We start from the raw sequence: 15,806 nt of genomic DNA on the forward strand, positions 1-15,806 counted from the left end.
GCGGAAACTGAAGCCATCAACACGAAGGGCTTCACGATGAAAGGTCATGTCAGCAGCATCCAGCAACCTGCCTTTTCCCTGAACCACCTGTGGCATGCGGCCCTGGACCGTCCTGTCCGGTGGCTGCAGCTGTACCGCCAGCGCCAGGAACTGGCCAGCCTGAGTGATGAGACCTTGCATGACCTGGGCTTGAGCCGGGCAGACATCCAGCAAGAGGCCGAGCGGCATTTCTGGGATGACCCGTTGCGTAAATGAGCTAGGTTTGTCGGTGGGTCTACCGGCGTCATCGCGGCTAAAGCCGCTCCTGCAGCGGACGCGGTAGCCTCTGTAGGGGCGGCTTTAGCCGCGATGACGCCGGTAGACCCACCACAAGGAGGCCAGGCTTGCCGCTCAAACTGTCCATCACCCAGGCCCGGCGCCTGGCCCTTTCTGCCCAAGGCTTCGGCAAGCAGCCTGGCTCCGCGCCGACCCTGCCGGCACTCAAGCGCATGCTGCAACGCCTGGGCGTGGTGCAGATCGACTCGGTCAACGCCGTGGTCCGCTCCCATTACCTCCCGCTGTTTTCGCGCCTCGGCAACTACCCAGTGGAACTGCTCGACCAGCTCGCCTGGGGCCGTGGCCGCCAGCGCCAGCTGTTCGAATACTGGGGCACGAAGCCTCGCTACTGCCGCTTAACCTCTACCCCCTGTTGCGCTGGCGCATGGCCCATGCCGCCGATGGCCGGGGCATCTACCGCCAGCTCGCGCGGTTCGGTCGCGAACGCCAGGACGTGATCGCCCGCGTGCTGGCCGCCGTACGTGAGCAGGGCGCGCTGGGCGCGGGCAGCCTGTCCACCCGGCAGGAGCGGGCGGGCCCGTGGTGGGACTGGAGTGAAGAAAAGCACGCGCTGGAATGGTTGTTCGCCGCCGGTGAAGTGACGGTGGCGGGGCGGCGCGGTTTCGAGCGGCTCTACGATGTGCCGGAAAAGGTCCTGCCCAAGGCCATTCTCGACCAGGCCCTGCCAAGCGAAACCGAGGCCCGCCAAGGCCTGATGCTGCACGCCGCCACGGCGCTGGGCGTGGCCACCGAGCGCGACCTGCGCGACTACTTCCGCCTCGAACCAGGCCAGGGCCGGGCCGCATTGCAAGACCTGCTCGCCGACGGCCGCCTGCAGCCGGTCAAAGTGCAGGGCTGGAAGCAGCTTGCCTATTGTGCCGGCACGCCAAGCATCCCTCGTCGTATCGAGGCCAGCGCGCTGCTGTCGCCGTTCGATTCATTGGTCTGGGAGCGCAACCGCACCGAGCGGTTGTTCGATTTCCACTACCGCCTGGAGATCTACACCCCGGCGCACAAGCGGGTATACGGCTACTACGTGCTGCCGTTCCTCTATCGCGAACGGATCGCCGCGCGCCTGGACCTGCGTGCCGAGCGGGCCCAGGGGCAACTGGCGGTGCACGCCGTGCATGCAGAATCGCCAGCGTTGGACGAGGAGGGCTATCAGGCCCTGGCCGCCAACCTGCTGCGCCTGGCCCGGTGGCTGGGCCTGCAGCGAGTGCAACTGAACTGCCCGCGGGCTGAGGGCAGCCAGTTGCGTCAGGCTTTGCTCAGCGCCGCACCTGCTTGAGGGTTTCGGCGATCAGGAAGGCCAGTTCCAGCGACTGATCGGCGTTCATCCGTGGGTCGCAGTGGGTGTGGTAGCGGTCGGACAGGGCATCTTCGGTGATCGGCCGGGCGCCGCCGATGCACTCGGTGACGTTCTGCCCGGTCATTTCGATATGGATGCCGCCGGCATGGCTGCCCTCGGCCTGGTGCACCTGGAAGAACTGCTTCACCTCGTCGAGGATCTGCGCAAAGTCTCGGGTCTTGTAACCGCTGCTGGCCTTGATGGTGTTGCCATGCATCGGGTCGGAGCTCCACAGCACCTTGCGCCCCTCGCGCTCGACGCTGCGAATCAGCCCTGGGAGGTGCGCGCCGACCTTGCCGGCGCCCATGCGCACGATCAGGTTGAGGCGGCCGGGGTCGTTGGCCGGGTTGAGCGTGTCGATCAGGCGGATCAGCTCGTCGGGGTTCATGCTCGGGCCGACCTTGACCCCGATCGGGTTATGCACACCGCGCAGGAACTCGACATGGGCACCGTCGAGCTGGCGGGTGCGGTCGCCGATCCACAGCATGTGCGCGGAGCAGTCGTAATAGTCGCCGGTCAGGCTGTCCTGGCGTACGAAGGCTTCTTCATAGTTGAGCAGCAGCGCCTCGTGGGCGGTGAAGAAACTGGTTTCGCGCAGTTGCGGCGCGCTGTCCAGGCCGCAGGCGCGCATGAACGCCAGGGTTTCGTCGATGCGGTTGGCCAGCTGGTGGTATTTGTCGGCCAGCGCCGAATTGGCGATGAAGTCGAGGTTCCACTTGTGCACCTGGTGCAGGTCGGCGAAACCGCCCTGGGCAAAGGCGCGCAGCAGGTTGAGGCTGGCAGTGGCCTGGTGGTAGGCCTGCAGCAGGCGCTCCGGGTCCGGCACGCGGCTCTTTTCGTCGAAGCCGATGCCATTGACGATGTCGCCACGGTAAGCCGGCAGGGTGACGTTGCCGATGGTTTCGTCGCCTGAGGAGCGCGGCTTGGCAAACTGCCCGGCCATGCGCCCGACCTTCACCACCGGGCAACCGGCGGCGAAGGTCATGACGATGGCCATCTGCAGCAGTACCTTGAAGGTGTCGCGGATCTTCGCTGCCGAGAACTCGGCGAAGCTCTCGGCGCAGTCGCCACCCTGCAGCAGGAAGGCGCGGCCCTCGGTCACTTCAGCGAACTGCCGGCGCAGCTCGCGGGCCTCGCCGGCGAACACCAGGGGTGGGTAGCTGGCCAGGGTCTGCTCGACCTTGCGCAGGTGCGCGGCGTCGGGGTAGGTCGGTTGCTGCTGGATCGGCAGGGCACGCCAGCTGTCGGGGCTCCACGGTCGGTTCATCACAGGCTCGGTCTTGTCTGTTATAGGCTGCCTGCCATGGTAACAGCGGCGCCGAGCTTGTTGCATCCGGGGCGTTGGCGGACAATGCGCGTTTTGCGCGGGTGGGTGGCAGGTAGATGGCGACGGAGCGGGAAGAGAAGCTGTTGGCCCGGGTCGAGGATGCCTTTGGCGTCATCAGCGTGTACGAGGTGGAGGATTACCGCTTCCTCGAGTTCGGCGATGCCATCGAGCAGAGCTGCGTATTCACCGCAGACCCCAGCTGGCTGGAGTACGACTACACCCGCGCCATGCTGGTCGGTGCGCTGTGTCATGAACAGCCGGAAAGTGCGCTGTTTCTTGGCTTGGGCGCCGGTACCCTGACCCAGGCCTGCATGAAGTTCCTGCCACTGGAGGACATCGAGGCCATCGAACTGCGTGCCGACGTGCCGCGTCTGGCCATGCAATACATGGGGCTGGATGACGACCCACGGCTGTACGTGCGCATTGGCGACGCCCTGGAGCTGCTGCCCACGGCCGAGCAGGCAGACCTGCTGTTCGTCGACCTGTACACCGACCATGGGCCGGGTGTCGGGCACCTGGCGTGGAATTTCCTCGAGAACTGCCAGAAGCAACTCAACCCGGGTGGCTGGCTGGTGATCAACCAGTGGGCCAACGACGACGGCAAGCCGTTGGGCGCGGCGCTGCTGCGCGGGTTGTACCACCGGCATTACTGGGAGCTGCCGGTGAAGGAGGGCAATGTGATCTTGCTGGTGCCGGCGGACCTGGAGCAGGAGCTGGACCTCGCTGGCCTGCGGGCGCGGGCCGAGGCGCTGGCGCCGCGGCTGGGGTACAGCCTGGAAGGCTTGATCCGCGAGATACGCCCGGCAACCTGAAGATCGCGTCGCCTGCTTCGCGGGTAAACCCGCGAAGAAGCCAGCACGGAGCTTCAGAAGAAAACCGATTCAGCTGCCTGCGCCTGATGGCCTGATACTGGCTGTTGGGACAGAAAAATTTACTCACTCCCCGGCATTAATTCGGGTATAGTACGCGCCGGTCTTTTAGCGGACCTCAAAATCAGGTGGTGCAAATCCTCCGAGTCCAGCTTCGGCTGCACGTCCGCTAGGCGGACCTTCTCAAGTTTTTCTTTTTCAATCGTTTTCGCAAATCCCCGCCGACAAAGCTGCCTGGGTGACCGTTCCGGTCTTTCAAGGCATGTGCAGCTTTGCAGCATGGGTCTTTGCGGATGCACTTAGAGGCAGACCCATGACCCAGGAAACCGGCGGCTTCGCCGCTCTCGATCTTAATCAGAACATTGTTGCTGCCGTACTGGCTACCGGCTACGAAGAGCCATCGGCCATTCAGCAACAATCGATCCCGATCATCCTCGCCGGTCACGACATGATCGGCCAGGCGCAGACTGGCACCGGCAAGACCGCTGCCTTCGCCCTGCCGATCCTCAACAAGATCGATGTGAGCAAGCGCGAACCGCAAGCCCTGATCCTGGCGCCAACCCGTGAGTTGGCGCTGCAAGTTGCTACCGCTTTCGAAACCTACGCCAAGCAGATGCCAGGCGTAAACGTAGTGGCCGTGTACGGTGGTGCCCCGATGGGCCCACAGCTGCGCGCCATTCGCAACGGCGCGCAAATCGTCGTCGCCACCCCGGGCCGTCTGTGCGACCACCTGCGTCGTGACGAGAAAGTCCTGTCGACCGTGCAGTACCTGGTGCTGGACGAAGCCGACGAAATGCTCAAGCTGGGCTTCATGGACGACCTCGAAGTGATCTTCGATGCCATCCCGGCCAGCCGCCAGACCGTGCTGTTCTCCGCCACCCTGCCGTCGTCGATCCGCTCGATCGCCGAACGCCACCTGCGCGAGCCCAAGCACGTCAAGATCCAGAGCAAGACCCAGACTGTCACCGCGATCGAGCAGGCCCACCTGATGGTCCACGCCGACCAGAAGATCCCGGCTGTGCTGCGTCTGCTGGAAGTCGAAGAGTTCGACGCGCTGATCGCCTTCGTGCGCACCAAGCAAGCCACCCTGGACCTGGCCGCCGCGCTGGAAGCCAAGGGCTACAAGGCTGCCGCGCTGAACGGCGACATCGCTCAGAACCAGCGTGAGCGGGTGATCGACTCGCTGAAGGATGGCCGCCTGGACATCGTCGTCGCCACCGACGTCGCTGCCCGTGGTCTGGACGTACCGCGCATCACCCACGTGTTCAACGTCGACATGCCGTACGACCCGGAATCCTACGTGCACCGTATCGGCCGTACCGGCCGTGCCGGCCGCGATGGCCGTGCGCTGCTGCTGGTCACCCCGCGTGAGCGCCGCATGCTGCAGGTGATCGAGCGCGTGACCGGGCAGAAGGTTGCCGAAGCCCGCCTGCCGAACGCCCAGGCTGTGCTGGACGCCCGCATCAAGAAGCTGACCAACAGCCTGGCGCCGCTGGTTGCCGAAGCAGAAGCCACCCATGGCGAGCTGTTCGACCGCCTGACTGCCGACCTCGGCTGCAGCGCACGCGCCCTGGCTTCGGCCCTGCTGCGCAAGGCCACCAACGGCCAGGCGCTGGACCTGGCGACCGTCGAGCGCGAGCAGCCGCTGGTACCAAGCTTCGCCCCGCGTGGCGAGCGTACCGAGCGTGGTGAGCGCAGCGATCGTGGCGATCGCGGTGGTGACCGTGAGCGTCGTGCGCCAATGCCGCTGGCCGAAGGCCGCGTGCGCTGCCGTACCGCCCTGGGTGCCCGTGACGGTATCGCTGCCAAGAACCTGCTGGGCGCGATCCTCAACGAAGGTGGCCTGGCCCGTGACGCCATCGGCCGCATCCAGGTACGCGACAGCTTCAGCCTGATCGAGCTGCCGGAAGATGGCCTCGAGAAGCTGCTGTCCAAGCTCAAGGACACTCGCGTAGCCGGCAAGCAGCTGAAGCTGCGCCGTTATCGCGAAGATTGATCCTGATGCAGTGAAAAATCCCCGGCCCAGGTCGGGGATTTTTTTTGCCTGTCAGGGCCTCTCGCGGGTAAACCCGCTCCTACAGGGGCTTCACAGGCCTTGAGGGTTGTGAGGTTCCTGTAGGAGCGGGTTTACCCGCGAAAGGGCCCTTCAGTCGAACCGGTAGATGTCCATCCCCAGCGCCCCCAGGGTGAAGCCTTGGTGCACGATCCCGAACCTGTCCCCGGCCCCCATGGCAAAGAACAGCGGTAGCAAATGCTCGTCGCTGGGATGGTTGCGCGCCGCAAATGGCGCCTGTTTCCGGTAGTCCAGTAGCGCCGCCTGGTCATCTGCCTGCAGCCGCTCCACCACCCAGTCGCGAAACGCCAGTGCCCAGGGTTCGACTGCATCCGGCCCAGCGTGCCAGTCCAGTTCACCGAGGTTGTGGGTAATGCTGCCGGAGCCAATCAGCAGGATGCCTTCGTTTCGCAGCCCAGCCAGCGCCTGGCCGACCTTGACCTGCAACCCGGGCCCCATCTGGCTGGGCAGCGATACCTGAATGACCGGGATGCTCGCATCCGGATACATCAGCGACAGCGGCACCCAGGCGCCATGATCGAACGGTCGTTGCGGGTCCAGGCGCGCCTGCAGCCGTTCAGCGACCCGGCTTGCCAGGTCTGGTTCGCCCGGCGCCGGATACTGCACCGCGTACAGCGCCGGCGGGAAGCCGTAGAAGTCGTGCCAGGTCTCTGGTCGCGCGCCACTGGTCACCAGCAGCTCAGGGCTTTCCCAGTGCGCCGACACCACCACGATCGCCTTCGGCCGTGGCAGGGCACTGGCCAGCCCGGCCAATGCCGGCCCGCTGGCGCCTGGTTGCAAGGCGAGCATGGGAGAACCGTGGGAAATGAACAGGCTGGGCAGCATGGCGGGGTCCTGAAGGTTATGATGCAGTCATCTTCAATCAACTATCGATCGAAATCCAAACCAAGTTTTACCGACAAACCATCTAAAAATCGGGAGTAATCATGGAACCAGCGTTCTGGCAGAAGCGGTGGGCCGACAACCAGATCGGTTTTCATCAAGCTCGGGTGAACCCATTTCTGCAGAAGTATTGGCCGCACTTGCAGCTGGCGCCGGGCAGCCGTGTGCTGGTACCGCTGTGCGGCAAGAGCCTGGACCTCGCTTGGCTGGCGGCGCAGGGGCACCGGGTGTTGGGGGTAGAGTTGTCACGCCAGGCAGTAGAGGCCTTCTTCCGTGAGCATGGGCTGGAGCCACGGGTAGCGCAGCAGGGTGCCTTCGAAGTCTGGCGCAGCGGTGATGTAGAGCTTTGGTGTGGCGACTTCTTTGCCTTGCGGGCCGAGGATGTGGCGGATTGCGTGGCGCTCTATGATCGCGCCGCACTTATTGCCTTGCCACCGGAAATGCGTGCGCACTACATGCGCTTGCTTTCACAGGCATTGCCGGCGGGTGCCGGGCTGCTGCTGACACTGGATTACCCGCAGGCACTGCTGGCCGGGCCGCCGTTTTCGGTGGCTGACGATGAGGTGAGGCGCGGGTTTGCCGGTTGGCAGGTTGAGGCGCTTGACGAGCAGGAGGTGATCGGCGAGAGCCCGAAATTCCTGGAGGCGGGGGTCAAGAGCCTGATCGAGCGGGTGTACCGCGTGAAGTTCTGAGCGCAAACGAAAAAGGGCGACCTAGGTCGCCCTTTCCTTTACCGGTTGGATCAACCGCGGCGGCGCAGGGCCTCGATGCGGTCTTCCAGCGGCGGGTGGCTCATCAGCAGGCCAGCCAGGCCGTGCTTGAGGCCGCCATTGATGCCGAAGGCCTTCATGGTGTCGGGCATGTGCACCGGCAGGCCTTGCTCCACGCGCAGGCGCTGCAGGGCGCCGATCATCGCGGCGGTGCCGGCCAGTTGTGCACCGGCTTCGTCGGCACGGTATTCGCGGCGCCGCGAGAACCACATGACGATCATGCTGGCCAGAATGCCCAGGATCAGCTCGGCAACGATGGTCGCCACGTAGTAGGCGATGCCCTGGCCTTCTTCGTTCTTGAAGATCACCTTGTCGACGAAGTTGCCGATGATGCGGGCGAAGAACATCACGAAGGTGTTCACCACGCCCTGCACCAGCGCCAGGGTGACCATGTCACCGTTGGCCACGTGGCCGATCTCGTGGGCCAGCACGGCGCGCACTTCATCGGGCGAGAAGCGCTCCAGCAAGCCCTGGGACACGGCTACCAGCGCGTCGTTGCGGTTCCAGCCGGTGGCGAAGGCGTTGGCCTCGTAGGCCGGGAAGATACCCACTTCGGGCATCTTGATGCCGGCCTCGCGCGACAGCTCTTCGACCGTTTGCAACAGCCACTGCTCGTGGCGGGTGCGCGGCTGGCTGATGATCTGGGTGCCGGTAGTCATCTTCGCCATCCACTTGGAGATGAACAGCGAAACCAGGGAGCCGGCGAAGCCGAACACGGCGCAGAACACCAGCAGGCTGCTGAGGTTGAGGTCAACCCCGTTGGCGGCCATGAACCCGTTGAAACCGAACAGGCTCAGGGTAATGCTTGCAACCAGCACCACCGCGAGGTTGGTGGCTACAAACAACAGAATGCGCATCATGGTTGTTACGTTCTCCTGACGGATGAGTTGTTGCTTACTGCGGGGTATATAAGGTGCCGGTCGCAGGGTTTCAATCGGGCGACTATTTCAAACTGTGTACGGCGGAGTATGGCAGAGGTTTTTGCGCGGGCTGTGAGATAGAGCGTTGCAGGATGTAAGAAAAGGTGTTCGCGTTGAGGGTTGAGGCGTGTGTGCGATCGAGCGCCGCCCGCGCGGCGCATCGCGGGCGGCGCTCGATCTCGGCGCCACCGCAAATCCCCCGTCGAACCCTACTGCGAATAGGTCCGCAGGAAATTACCGATCCGCCCGATCGCCGCCTCAAGGTCATCCACCCGCGGCAAGGTCACCACGCGGAAGTGGTCCGGCCACGGCCAGTTGAACGCCGTACCCTGAACGATCAGCAGTTTTTCCGACAACAGCAGGTCGAGGGCGAACTTCTCGTCGTTGAGGATCGGGCAGACTTTCGGGTCGATCCGCGGGAACGCATACAGCGCGCCCATCGGCTTGACGCAGCTGACGCCCGGGATGTCATTGAGCAGCTCGTAGGTGCGGTTGCGCTGCTCCAGCAGGCGGCCCGGCGGCAGCACCAGGTCGTTGATGCTCTGGTAGCCGCCCAGGGCGGTCTGGATGGCGTGCTGGGCCGGCACGTTGGCGCACAGGCGCATGTTGGCCAGCATGTCGATGCCTTCGATGTAGCTCTGGGCGTGGTGCTTGGGCCCGGAGATGATCAGCCAGCCGGAACGGAAGCCGGCCACCCGGTACGACTTGGACAGGCCGTTGAAGGTCAGGCACAGCAGGTCCGGGGCCAGCGAGGCGGTGCTGATGTGCACGGCTTCGTCGTACAGGATCTTGTCGTAGATCTCGTCGGAGAACACCACCAGGTTGTGCTGGCGGGCCAGCTCCAGCATGCCCAGCAGCAGCTCTTTGGAGTACACCGCGCCAGTCGGGTTGTTCGGGTTGATGATCACCAGCGCCTTGGTGTTGGGGGTGATCTTGGCCTTGATGTCCTCAAGGTCCGGGAACCAGTCGGCCTGCTCGTCGCACAGGTAGTGCACCGGCTTGCCACCGGCCAGGCTCACGGCCGCGGTCCACAGTGGGTAGTCAGGGGCCGGGATCAGCACTTCGTCGCCGTTGTTCAGCAGCGCCTGCATCGACATCACGATCAGCTCGGACACCCCGTTGCCGAGGTAGATGTCCTCGATGGTGACGCCTTCGATTTCCTTCTGCTGGCAGTACTGCATCACCGCCTTGCGCGCGCTGAACAGGCCTTTGGAGTCGCTGTAGCCCTGCGCGGTCGGCAGATTGCGGATCACATCCTGGAGGATTTCGTCCGGCGCTTCGAAGCCAAACGGCGCCGGGTTGCCGATGTTCAGCTTGAGGATGCGGTGGCCTTCCTCTTCCAGGCGTTTGGCGTGCTTGAGCACCGGGCCGCGAATGTCGTAGCAGACATTGGCGAGCTTGTTCGATTTGCTGAACTGCATGATGTGATCCCGATTGAGAATACGCGGCGCCGCCGTCTAAGGTTTGAAAGGGCGGGGCGCGGGTGCCAGACTGGAGGCCTTGCACACGAAGCCAACTAATATACGTGCCACCCGCGTTACGGAAAAGACGGCGCGAGGTGAAATTCAGCCTGCCGAGGTTCACTTATGCAAAAGATCGACAAGACACTCGAAGAGTGGCGCGCCATGCTCGACCCCGCCCAGTACCAGGTGTGCCGCCTCAAAGGCACCGAACGGCCATTCAGTGGCAAGTACAACAGCGAGCGCCGGGCTGGCGTGTACCACTGCATCTGCTGCGGCCTGCCGCTGTTCGACGCGCAGACCAAGTTCGATTCCGGCTGCGGCTGGCCGAGCTTCTACGCGCCGATCGAAGCCAGCGCGATGATCGAAATCCGCGACACTTCCCACGGCATGATCCGCACCGAGGTCACCTGCGCCCAGTGCGACGCCCACCTGGGCCATGTGTTCCCCGACGGCCCGCCACCGACCGGCCTGCGCTACTGCATCAACTCGGTGTGCCTGGACTTCAAACCCCGTGACGGAGCCTGAGAATGGCCGGATCGATGCTGGACATCCCTTGTGTGACCCTGGGCGGCGAGCAGAAAAAGCTCGGCGACTTTGCTGGCACGGCGCTGCTGGTGGTCAACACCGCCAGCCAGTGCGGCTTCACCCCGCAGTACCAGGGGCTGGAGCAGCTGTGGCGGGACTACCGCGAACGTGGCCTGGTGGTGCTGGGCTTCCCTTGCAACCAGTTTGGCCAGCAGGAGCCGGGTGATGCGCGGGACATCGCGCAGTTCTGCGAGGCCAATTTCGGCGTGAGTTTTCCGCTGTTTCGCAAGATCGAGGTCAATGGCCCCGGCGCCCACCCGCTGTTCGTCGAACTCAAGCAGCGTGCACCAGGCTTGCTTGGCACGCAGAAGATCAAGTGGAACTTCACCAAGTTCCTGGTCGACCCGGCCAGCGGCAAGGTCACTCGCTACGCGCCGACCACCAAGCCACAGGCGCTGCAAGCCGACATCGAGCGCCTGCTCAGCCGCTGAGCGGCACCCAGTGGTCGATCAGCGCCAGTAGCTCCTCGCGGCGGAACGGCTTGGCCAGGTAGTCGCTCATGCCCGCCGCGCGGCAGCGCTCGCGCTCTTCAGGCATGGCGTTGGCGGTCAGGGCGACGATCGGCAGCTCCGGCCAGCGCCCGCTCTGGCGAATCCGCCGGCTGGCCTCGTAGCCGTCCATCACCGGCATGTTGCAGTCCATCAGCACCAGGTCGAAGTCTTCTCGCTCCAGCCATTCCAGGGCCTCGACGCCTTGGGTGGCGACTTCTACCTGGCAGCCGAGCTTGGCCAGCATGCCCTTGGCCACCAACTGGTTCACCGGGTTGTCCTCCACCAGCAGGATGCGCGCACGGCCTTCGGTGGTGGTGAGCAGCGGGGTGGCCAGGGGGTGCTCCGGGGCATGCCCCTGCAAGGTGCGGCGCAGGGTCTGATACAGCGCGTTGCGCGCCAATGGCCGGGCCAGTTGGTGCAAAGGCGCCAGTTGCGCCGATTGCTCGCCGGGCAGGAAGTTGCCATAGGCGGTCACCAGCAGGATCGGCGCCTTCAGTGCCGGGCGCAGCTGGAACAGCTGCTCCAGGTCATCGGTGATCAGCAGGTCGACGCTGGCGTCGAGCGTGGCGCGGCCGTCGTGCCGTTGATAGTCCAGCCCCCAGCCCGGCAGCAGGCCCTGCAGCAGCTCGCTGAGGCCGCTGCCGGCGTCGCTGAGGGCGACGACCTTGCCCTGCAGGGCGGCCGGTGCGATGGCCTCGGTGTGGGTGGGCAATGGCAGCTCGGCGCTGAAGCGGCTGCCAAAGCCAGGCTCGGACTGGATGTGCAGATGCCCCTGCATGGCCTTGCACAGGTTGCGGGTCAGGGCCAGGCCCAGCCCGGTGCCGCCGTACTGCCGGGTGATGCCGGCACCGGCCTGGGTGAACGGCTGGAAGATCCGCGCCTGGGCCGCTTCGGGGATGCCGATGCCGGTGTCGCGCACTTCCAGGCGCACACCGCCGACGATGCGTGCCAGGCGCACGTCGACGCGGCCGAAGCGGGTGAACTTGAGGGCGTTGGACAGCAGGTTGCTGACCACCTGGCGTACCCGCGTGGGGTCGCCGAGCACCGAGCTCGGGAAGTCGCCAGCGATCAGGCAGGTCAGCTCGACGTTCTGCGCGGCATTCTGCGACAGCAGGTTGGCGGTGTCCTCGACCATGGCGCCCATGTCGAAGGGGATGCGCTCCAGTTCCAGCTGCCCGGCATCGAACTTGGACAGGTCGAGAATATCGTTGAGCAGTTCCACCAGCACCTTGCCCGAATCGTGGGCAATCGACAGCTGCTGGCGCTGTTCGCCGGCCAGTGGGCTGTCCAGGGCCAGGGCGATCATGCCGAGCATGCCGTTGAGCGGGGTGCGGATCTCGTGGCTCATGTTGGCCAGGAACGCAGCGCGCGCCTGGGCCATGTCCAGGGCACGCTGGCGGGCCTCTTCCAGCTCCTGGTTGGACTGGCTGAGGCGATTGTTGCTGGCCTTGAGCTCTTCGGTGCGGGCCGAGACGATGTCTTCCAGTTCGTTGAGGTACTGCGTCAAGCGGTTTTCCGCGGTGCGCCGCTGCTGGATCTCGGTGGCCATGCTGACGAACTGCTGGTTGGCGACCCGGACCAGCACGCCGATCTCGTCCTGTTCGTGCCCGGGCGGGCAGTCCACCCGGGTTTGCCCCGGCTGGCGCGGGTCGCGCCCGGTGAGGGCGGCGATCACGGTGACCAGCGGTTTGGTCAGCATCATGTAGAACAGCGCAAGGAGGATGCCGGTCAGCACCAGGCTGCGGGCGAAACCATTGAGCAGGGTGACCTCGGCGCGGTCGAGGAAGCGGCTGCCGAAGGTGAAGGTGTCGACGTCCAGGTACAGCGTGCCGAGGTATTCCTCGGGCATGTGGGTCAGGTACAGGCGTTCCTTGAACTGGCGTTTTTCACCGAACAGAAAGTCGCTCAGCGGCCGGTAGCGGTCCTCGAGCCGTGGCCGTTCGACATCGGCCAGCACCGTTTCGTTGTTGTCGATCAGCCGCGCACGGATGACTGCTGGCGACTCCAGCAGGCCGCGGGTGAGTTCCAGCGCCAGTTCCGCATCGATGTTGTAGGCGATGCGCGAGGCCGGGTTGTGGCTGATTTGCAGCAACGCCTGCACTTCACGGTTGATGGATGCGTCTTCGCTGGCATAATCGATGCCGATCTGGATGAGACTGAGCAATGTTCCCAGGATGAAGCCGACCAGGACTGTCAACCGGGCTTGCTTGTATGACAGGCGATTGGTGAACTTGATATCCATGGGTCCCGAGCCGGTTTAACGTTCCTTGCGCTGCGCAAGCATAGCCGATCAACCTTGGCTACTGGCGGGTCTGTCGCACATTCGGCTTTGATTGCTCATTTGCCAGTGCCGGCCTCTTCGCGGCTAAAGCCGCTCCTACAGGACGGGTGCGATCCCTGTGGGAGCGGCTTTAGCTGCGAAGAGGCCGGCACAGCAGCCTAGAATCTGAATTTGTAGGAGTCGTCATGGACGCTCGCTTGAATGCTTTCCTGGAACGCGCGGAATCGGTGCTGGCGCGTCTCGAACCTTTGTTGCCGGCGCCACGCCCGGAAATCGACTGGAACACCACCCTGGCGGCGCGCTGGCAGCGCGATGGCCGCACGGGCTACCTGATGCCGCTGGAAGTCAGCCTGGACATCCGCCTGAGCGACCTGATCGGTGTCGACAAGCAACGCGACCAGCTGGGCCGCAACACCCACCAGTTCATCAACGGCATGCCGGCCAACCACGCCTTGCTGTGGGGCTCGCGTGGCACCGGCAAATCGTCGCTGGTACGTGCCCTGCTGGCCGAGCATGCGGGCGCCGGCCTGCGCCTGATCGAGATCGAGCGCGACCACCTGGCCGACCTGCCGCGTGTCGTCGAGCAGCTGCAGAAGCTGCCGCAACGCTTCATCCTGTTCTGCGATGACCTCTCGTTCGAAGCCGGGGAGGGCGACTACCGCGTGCTCAAGAGCGTGCTCGACGGCTCGCTGGAGCAGGCCCCGGACAACGTGCTGCTGTACGCGACGTCCAACCGCCGCCACCTGGTGCCGGAAAAGCAGAGCGACAACGAAAACTGGAAAATGGTCGACGGCGAGCTGCACCCCAACGAAGCGGTGGAGGACAAGATCGCCCTGTCCGACCGTTTCGGCCTGTGGCTGTCGTTCTACCCGTTCAGCCAGGAGCACTTCCTCGACGTGGTCGAACACTGGATCGGCCAGCTGGCCCGCCCTGCCGGCCTGGCCTGGCAGCGTGACGAAGCCCTGGACATTCTCGCCGTGCGCTGGGCAACCGGGCGCGGCAACCGTAATGGCCGTTGTGCCTATCAGTTCGCCCGCTACTGGGTCGGGCTGCAATTGCTGGAGCAAAAGTAAACATGATCGACCTCAATGCCAGTGGCACCGGCCTCGACGGCTACAACCTGCTGGCCGCGCAAGTACAGGCGCTGTTTGCCGACGAGCGCGACTTCATCGCCAATGCGGCGCAGTTTTCGGCGTTTCTCTACCACCAGGTGGATGACCTGAACTGGGCCGGGTTCTACCTCAATCGCAACGAAGAGCTGGTGCTCGGCCCGTTCCAGGGCCAGGTGGCCTGTGTGCGCATTCCGTTCAACAAGGGTGTGTGCGGCGCGGCTGCAGCCACCCGACAGACCCAGCGGGTCGAGGACGTGCATGCGTTCCCGGGGCATATTGCCTGCGACAGCGCGTCCAACAGCGAGCTGGTGATTCCGCTGGTGAAGGACGGGCGGCTGATTGGTGTGCTGGACCTGGACAGCCCGAAACTGGCGCGTTTCAGTGAGGCGGATCAGGTGGGGCTGGAACGGTTGGCGGCGATCTTTCTGGAGCTGACCGACTGCTGATGTTGTGTGCCTGTACCGGCCCCATCGCGGCTGAAGCCGCTCCTACAAGGACTGCGCGATCGCTGTAGGAGCGGCTTCAGCCGCGAACAGGCCGGTACAGGTCAAGGGATCAGTCGTAGATCACGCGCTTCTTCCAGGTCTCTTCGTCATCGGTCTTGAGCCCCTGGGTCAGTTCGTTCTGCTCGTTCTCCGCCGGTTCCATCTTGTCCAGCACCTGGGCATTGGCCCGCGCCAGCAGTTTCTCCAGATAGGTCAGCTGCTCTTCATACACTTTCGGTTCCGGCTGCTTGCGCAGGTATTGCACGCCGCGTTCGAAAGCCAGGCGCGCCTGGCCGGGCTGCTCCTGCTGCAGGGCCTGCTGGCCAAGGTTGTTGAAGAACTCTATGTGCAGCAGCACCAGCATGTGGCGGATTTCTCTGACCCAGTGCTTGCCTTCGTTGGTCTGCAGGACGTTTTCCTGGGTGCCTTTGACGATCTGGGTGTGCAGGGCTTCCAGCAGGAAGCGCACATCCTTGGCCTTGGCCTCGGTCTGGATCGGGCAGGGCGGGTTGTTCACCGGAATGCGCTCGCCTTGGGCAATCAGCCCTTCGAGTTCGGCGACGCGTGCCTTTAGTTGCGCATTGTGCTTGTCCAGCGCCAGTTGCCGCTGGTTGAGGTTCAGCTCCAGGCGTGCCAGCAGCAGCTTGAGCGCCGGGGTCATGAACTGGCCCGGGAAGGTCTCGGTGATTTCGCCGCAGCGGCGCACCCGGTCGGCGAGTTCGACTTTCAGTCGCGCGCGTTCAAGCTTGCTGTTTTCGACCACGTTGTTGAGGTAGCCGATCACGATCAGCAACGCGATACCCGCCACGATGAGCAGAGTGATCAGAAGTGGTGTCACCGTTAACGCCTCATCAAGAAGTTTTACTTAATAGAGTGTAGTGGTA

14 protein-coding genes and 1 pseudogene are annotated in these 15,806 nt (G+C 64.3%); 9 read left to right on the plus strand and 6 right to left on the minus strand.

Annotated elements, in window-relative coordinates; genetic code table 11:
• Positions 1–36: 36 nt before the first annotated feature.
• Positions 37–255: a DUF1127 domain-containing protein gene (locus HU738_RS01245; protein WP_186601976.1), complete on the plus strand. Its 219-nt coding sequence runs from the start codon at positions 37–39 to the stop codon at positions 253–255.
• A gap of 233 nt (positions 256–488) precedes the next feature.
• Positions 489–1,603 (plus strand): annotated as a pseudogene (locus HU738_RS01250) (winged helix-turn-helix domain-containing protein).
• Here HU738_RS01250 and HU738_RS01255 read toward each other — a convergent pair.
• Entirely contained in the window at positions 1,584–2,930 is a 1,347-nt protein-coding gene (locus tag HU738_RS01255; RefSeq protein WP_176507309.1) for a class II 3-deoxy-7-phosphoheptulonate synthase, read from the minus strand. The pseudogene HU738_RS01250 and the gene HU738_RS01255 sit on opposite strands and share 20 nt — an antisense overlap.
• Before the next feature lie 116 nt (positions 2,931–3,046).
• Between HU738_RS01255 and HU738_RS01260 the strand changes: the two genes are divergently transcribed.
• The gene (locus tag HU738_RS01260) at positions 3,047–3,802 is read left to right on the plus strand and encodes a spermidine synthase (protein WP_176507308.1); all 756 of its coding nucleotides are present in this window, start codon (positions 3,047–3,049) and stop codon (positions 3,800–3,802) included.
• Positions 3,803–4,172: 370 nt separating this feature from the next.
• Complete coding sequence (locus tag HU738_RS01265) at positions 4,173–5,855, plus strand: DEAD/DEAH box helicase (RefSeq protein ID WP_054883710.1); 1,683 nt, start codon at positions 4,173–4,175, stop codon at positions 5,853–5,855.
• A 150-nt stretch (positions 5,856–6,005) separates the two neighbouring features.
• Here the strand turns inward: HU738_RS01265 and HU738_RS01270 are convergent, their stop codons facing one another.
• Positions 6,006–6,758, minus strand: a complete 753-nt coding sequence (locus tag HU738_RS01270; protein WP_186601975.1) for a DODA-type extradiol aromatic ring-opening family dioxygenase — start codon at positions 6,756–6,758, stop codon at positions 6,006–6,008.
• A 101-nt stretch (positions 6,759–6,859) separates the two neighbouring features.
• Here HU738_RS01270 and HU738_RS01275 point away from each other — a divergent pair, with 101 nt between their 5' ends.
• A complete protein-coding gene (locus HU738_RS01275) occupies positions 6,860–7,507 on the plus strand; it encodes a thiopurine S-methyltransferase (protein WP_186601974.1) in 648 nt (215 codons plus the stop codon).
• 50 nt (positions 7,508–7,557) lie between these two features.
• On the opposite strand, the gene htpX is transcribed toward HU738_RS01275, so the two are convergent.
• A complete protein-coding gene (htpX, locus tag HU738_RS01280; protein ID WP_003259721.1) occupies positions 7,558–8,445 on the minus strand; it encodes a protease HtpX in 888 nt (295 codons plus the stop codon).
• 269 nt (positions 8,446–8,714) lie between these two features.
• Positions 8,715–9,926 (minus strand): pyridoxal phosphate-dependent aminotransferase, encoded by a 1,212-nt coding sequence (locus tag HU738_RS01285; protein ID WP_012313392.1) that lies wholly within the window; start codon positions 9,924–9,926, stop codon positions 8,715–8,717.
• Between the two features lie 165 nt (positions 9,927–10,091).
• Between HU738_RS01285 and msrB the strand changes: the two genes are divergently transcribed.
• Positions 10,092–10,493: a peptide-methionine (R)-S-oxide reductase MsrB gene (gene msrB, locus HU738_RS01290; protein ID WP_186601973.1), complete on the plus strand. Its 402-nt coding sequence runs from the start codon at positions 10,092–10,094 to the stop codon at positions 10,491–10,493.
• Between the two features lie 2 nt (positions 10,494–10,495).
• A complete protein-coding gene (locus HU738_RS01295; RefSeq protein ID WP_186601972.1) occupies positions 10,496–10,984 on the plus strand; it encodes a glutathione peroxidase in 489 nt (162 codons plus the stop codon).
• Here the strand turns inward: HU738_RS01295 and HU738_RS01300 are convergent.
• The gene (locus HU738_RS01300) at positions 10,974–13,286 is read right to left on the minus strand and encodes a hybrid sensor histidine kinase/response regulator (protein WP_186601971.1); all 2,313 of its coding nucleotides are present in this window, start codon (positions 13,284–13,286) and stop codon (positions 10,974–10,976) included. The two genes, HU738_RS01295 and HU738_RS01300, sit on opposite strands and share 11 nt — an antisense overlap.
• A 224-nt stretch (positions 13,287–13,510) precedes the next feature.
• Here HU738_RS01300 and HU738_RS01305 point away from each other — a divergent pair, with 224 nt between their 5' ends.
• Positions 13,511–14,398 carry an ATP-binding protein gene (locus tag HU738_RS01305; RefSeq protein ID WP_176507659.1) on the plus strand — a complete coding sequence of 296 codons (888 nt, stop codon included), beginning with the start codon at positions 13,511–13,513 and terminating at the stop codon, positions 14,396–14,398.
• A gap of 2 nt (positions 14,399–14,400) precedes the next feature.
• A complete protein-coding gene (locus HU738_RS01310; RefSeq protein WP_186601970.1) occupies positions 14,401–14,883 on the plus strand; it encodes a GAF domain-containing protein in 483 nt (160 codons plus the stop codon).
• Positions 14,884–14,992: 109 nt separating this feature from the next.
• Here HU738_RS01310 and HU738_RS01315 read toward each other — a convergent pair whose 3' ends face one another.
• Positions 14,993–15,760, minus strand: coding sequence for a hypothetical protein (locus HU738_RS01315; protein ID WP_186601967.1), 768 nt, complete (start codon positions 15,758–15,760; stop codon positions 14,993–14,995).
• Positions 15,761–15,806 lie beyond the last annotated feature (46 nt).

It is taken from the genome of Pseudomonas vlassakiae (genome assembly GCF_014269035.2).
In the GTDB taxonomy this organism is placed as follows: Bacteria; Pseudomonadota; Gammaproteobacteria; order Pseudomonadales; family Pseudomonadaceae; genus Aquipseudomonas; species Aquipseudomonas vlassakiae.

Bases quoted from the DNA above. Each gene is read 5' to 3' on its own strand.
- HU738_RS01245 (WP_186601976.1), top strand. From the start codon at position 37: ATGAAAGGTCATGTCAGCAGCATCCAGCAACCTGCCTTTTCCCTGAAC.
- HU738_RS01255 (WP_176507309.1), bottom strand. From the start codon at position 2,930: ATGAACCGACCGTGGAGCCCCGACAGCTGGCGTGCCCTGCCGATCCAG.
- HU738_RS01260 (WP_176507308.1), top strand. From the start codon at position 3,047: ATGGCGACGGAGCGGGAAGAGAAGCTGTTGGCCCGGGTCGAGGATGCC.
- HU738_RS01265 (WP_054883710.1), top strand. From the start codon at position 4,173: ATGACCCAGGAAACCGGCGGCTTCGCCGCTCTCGATCTTAATCAGAAC.
- HU738_RS01270 (WP_186601975.1), bottom strand. From the start codon at position 6,758: ATGCTGCCCAGCCTGTTCATTTCCCACGGTTCTCCCATGCTCGCCTTG.
- HU738_RS01275 (WP_186601974.1), top strand. From the start codon at position 6,860: ATGGAACCAGCGTTCTGGCAGAAGCGGTGGGCCGACAACCAGATCGGT.
- htpX (WP_003259721.1), bottom strand. From the start codon at position 8,445: ATGATGCGCATTCTGTTGTTTGTAGCCACCAACCTCGCGGTGGTGCTG.
- HU738_RS01285 (WP_012313392.1), bottom strand. From the start codon at position 9,926: ATGCAGTTCAGCAAATCGAACAAGCTCGCCAATGTCTGCTACGACATT.
- msrB (WP_186601973.1), top strand. From the start codon at position 10,092: ATGCAAAAGATCGACAAGACACTCGAAGAGTGGCGCGCCATGCTCGAC.
- HU738_RS01295 (WP_186601972.1), top strand. From the start codon at position 10,496: ATGGCCGGATCGATGCTGGACATCCCTTGTGTGACCCTGGGCGGCGAG.
- HU738_RS01300 (WP_186601971.1), bottom strand. From the start codon at position 13,286: ATGGATATCAAGTTCACCAATCGCCTGTCATACAAGCAAGCCCGGTTG.
- HU738_RS01305 (WP_176507659.1), top strand. From the start codon at position 13,511: ATGGACGCTCGCTTGAATGCTTTCCTGGAACGCGCGGAATCGGTGCTG.
- HU738_RS01310 (WP_186601970.1), top strand. From the start codon at position 14,401: ATGATCGACCTCAATGCCAGTGGCACCGGCCTCGACGGCTACAACCTG.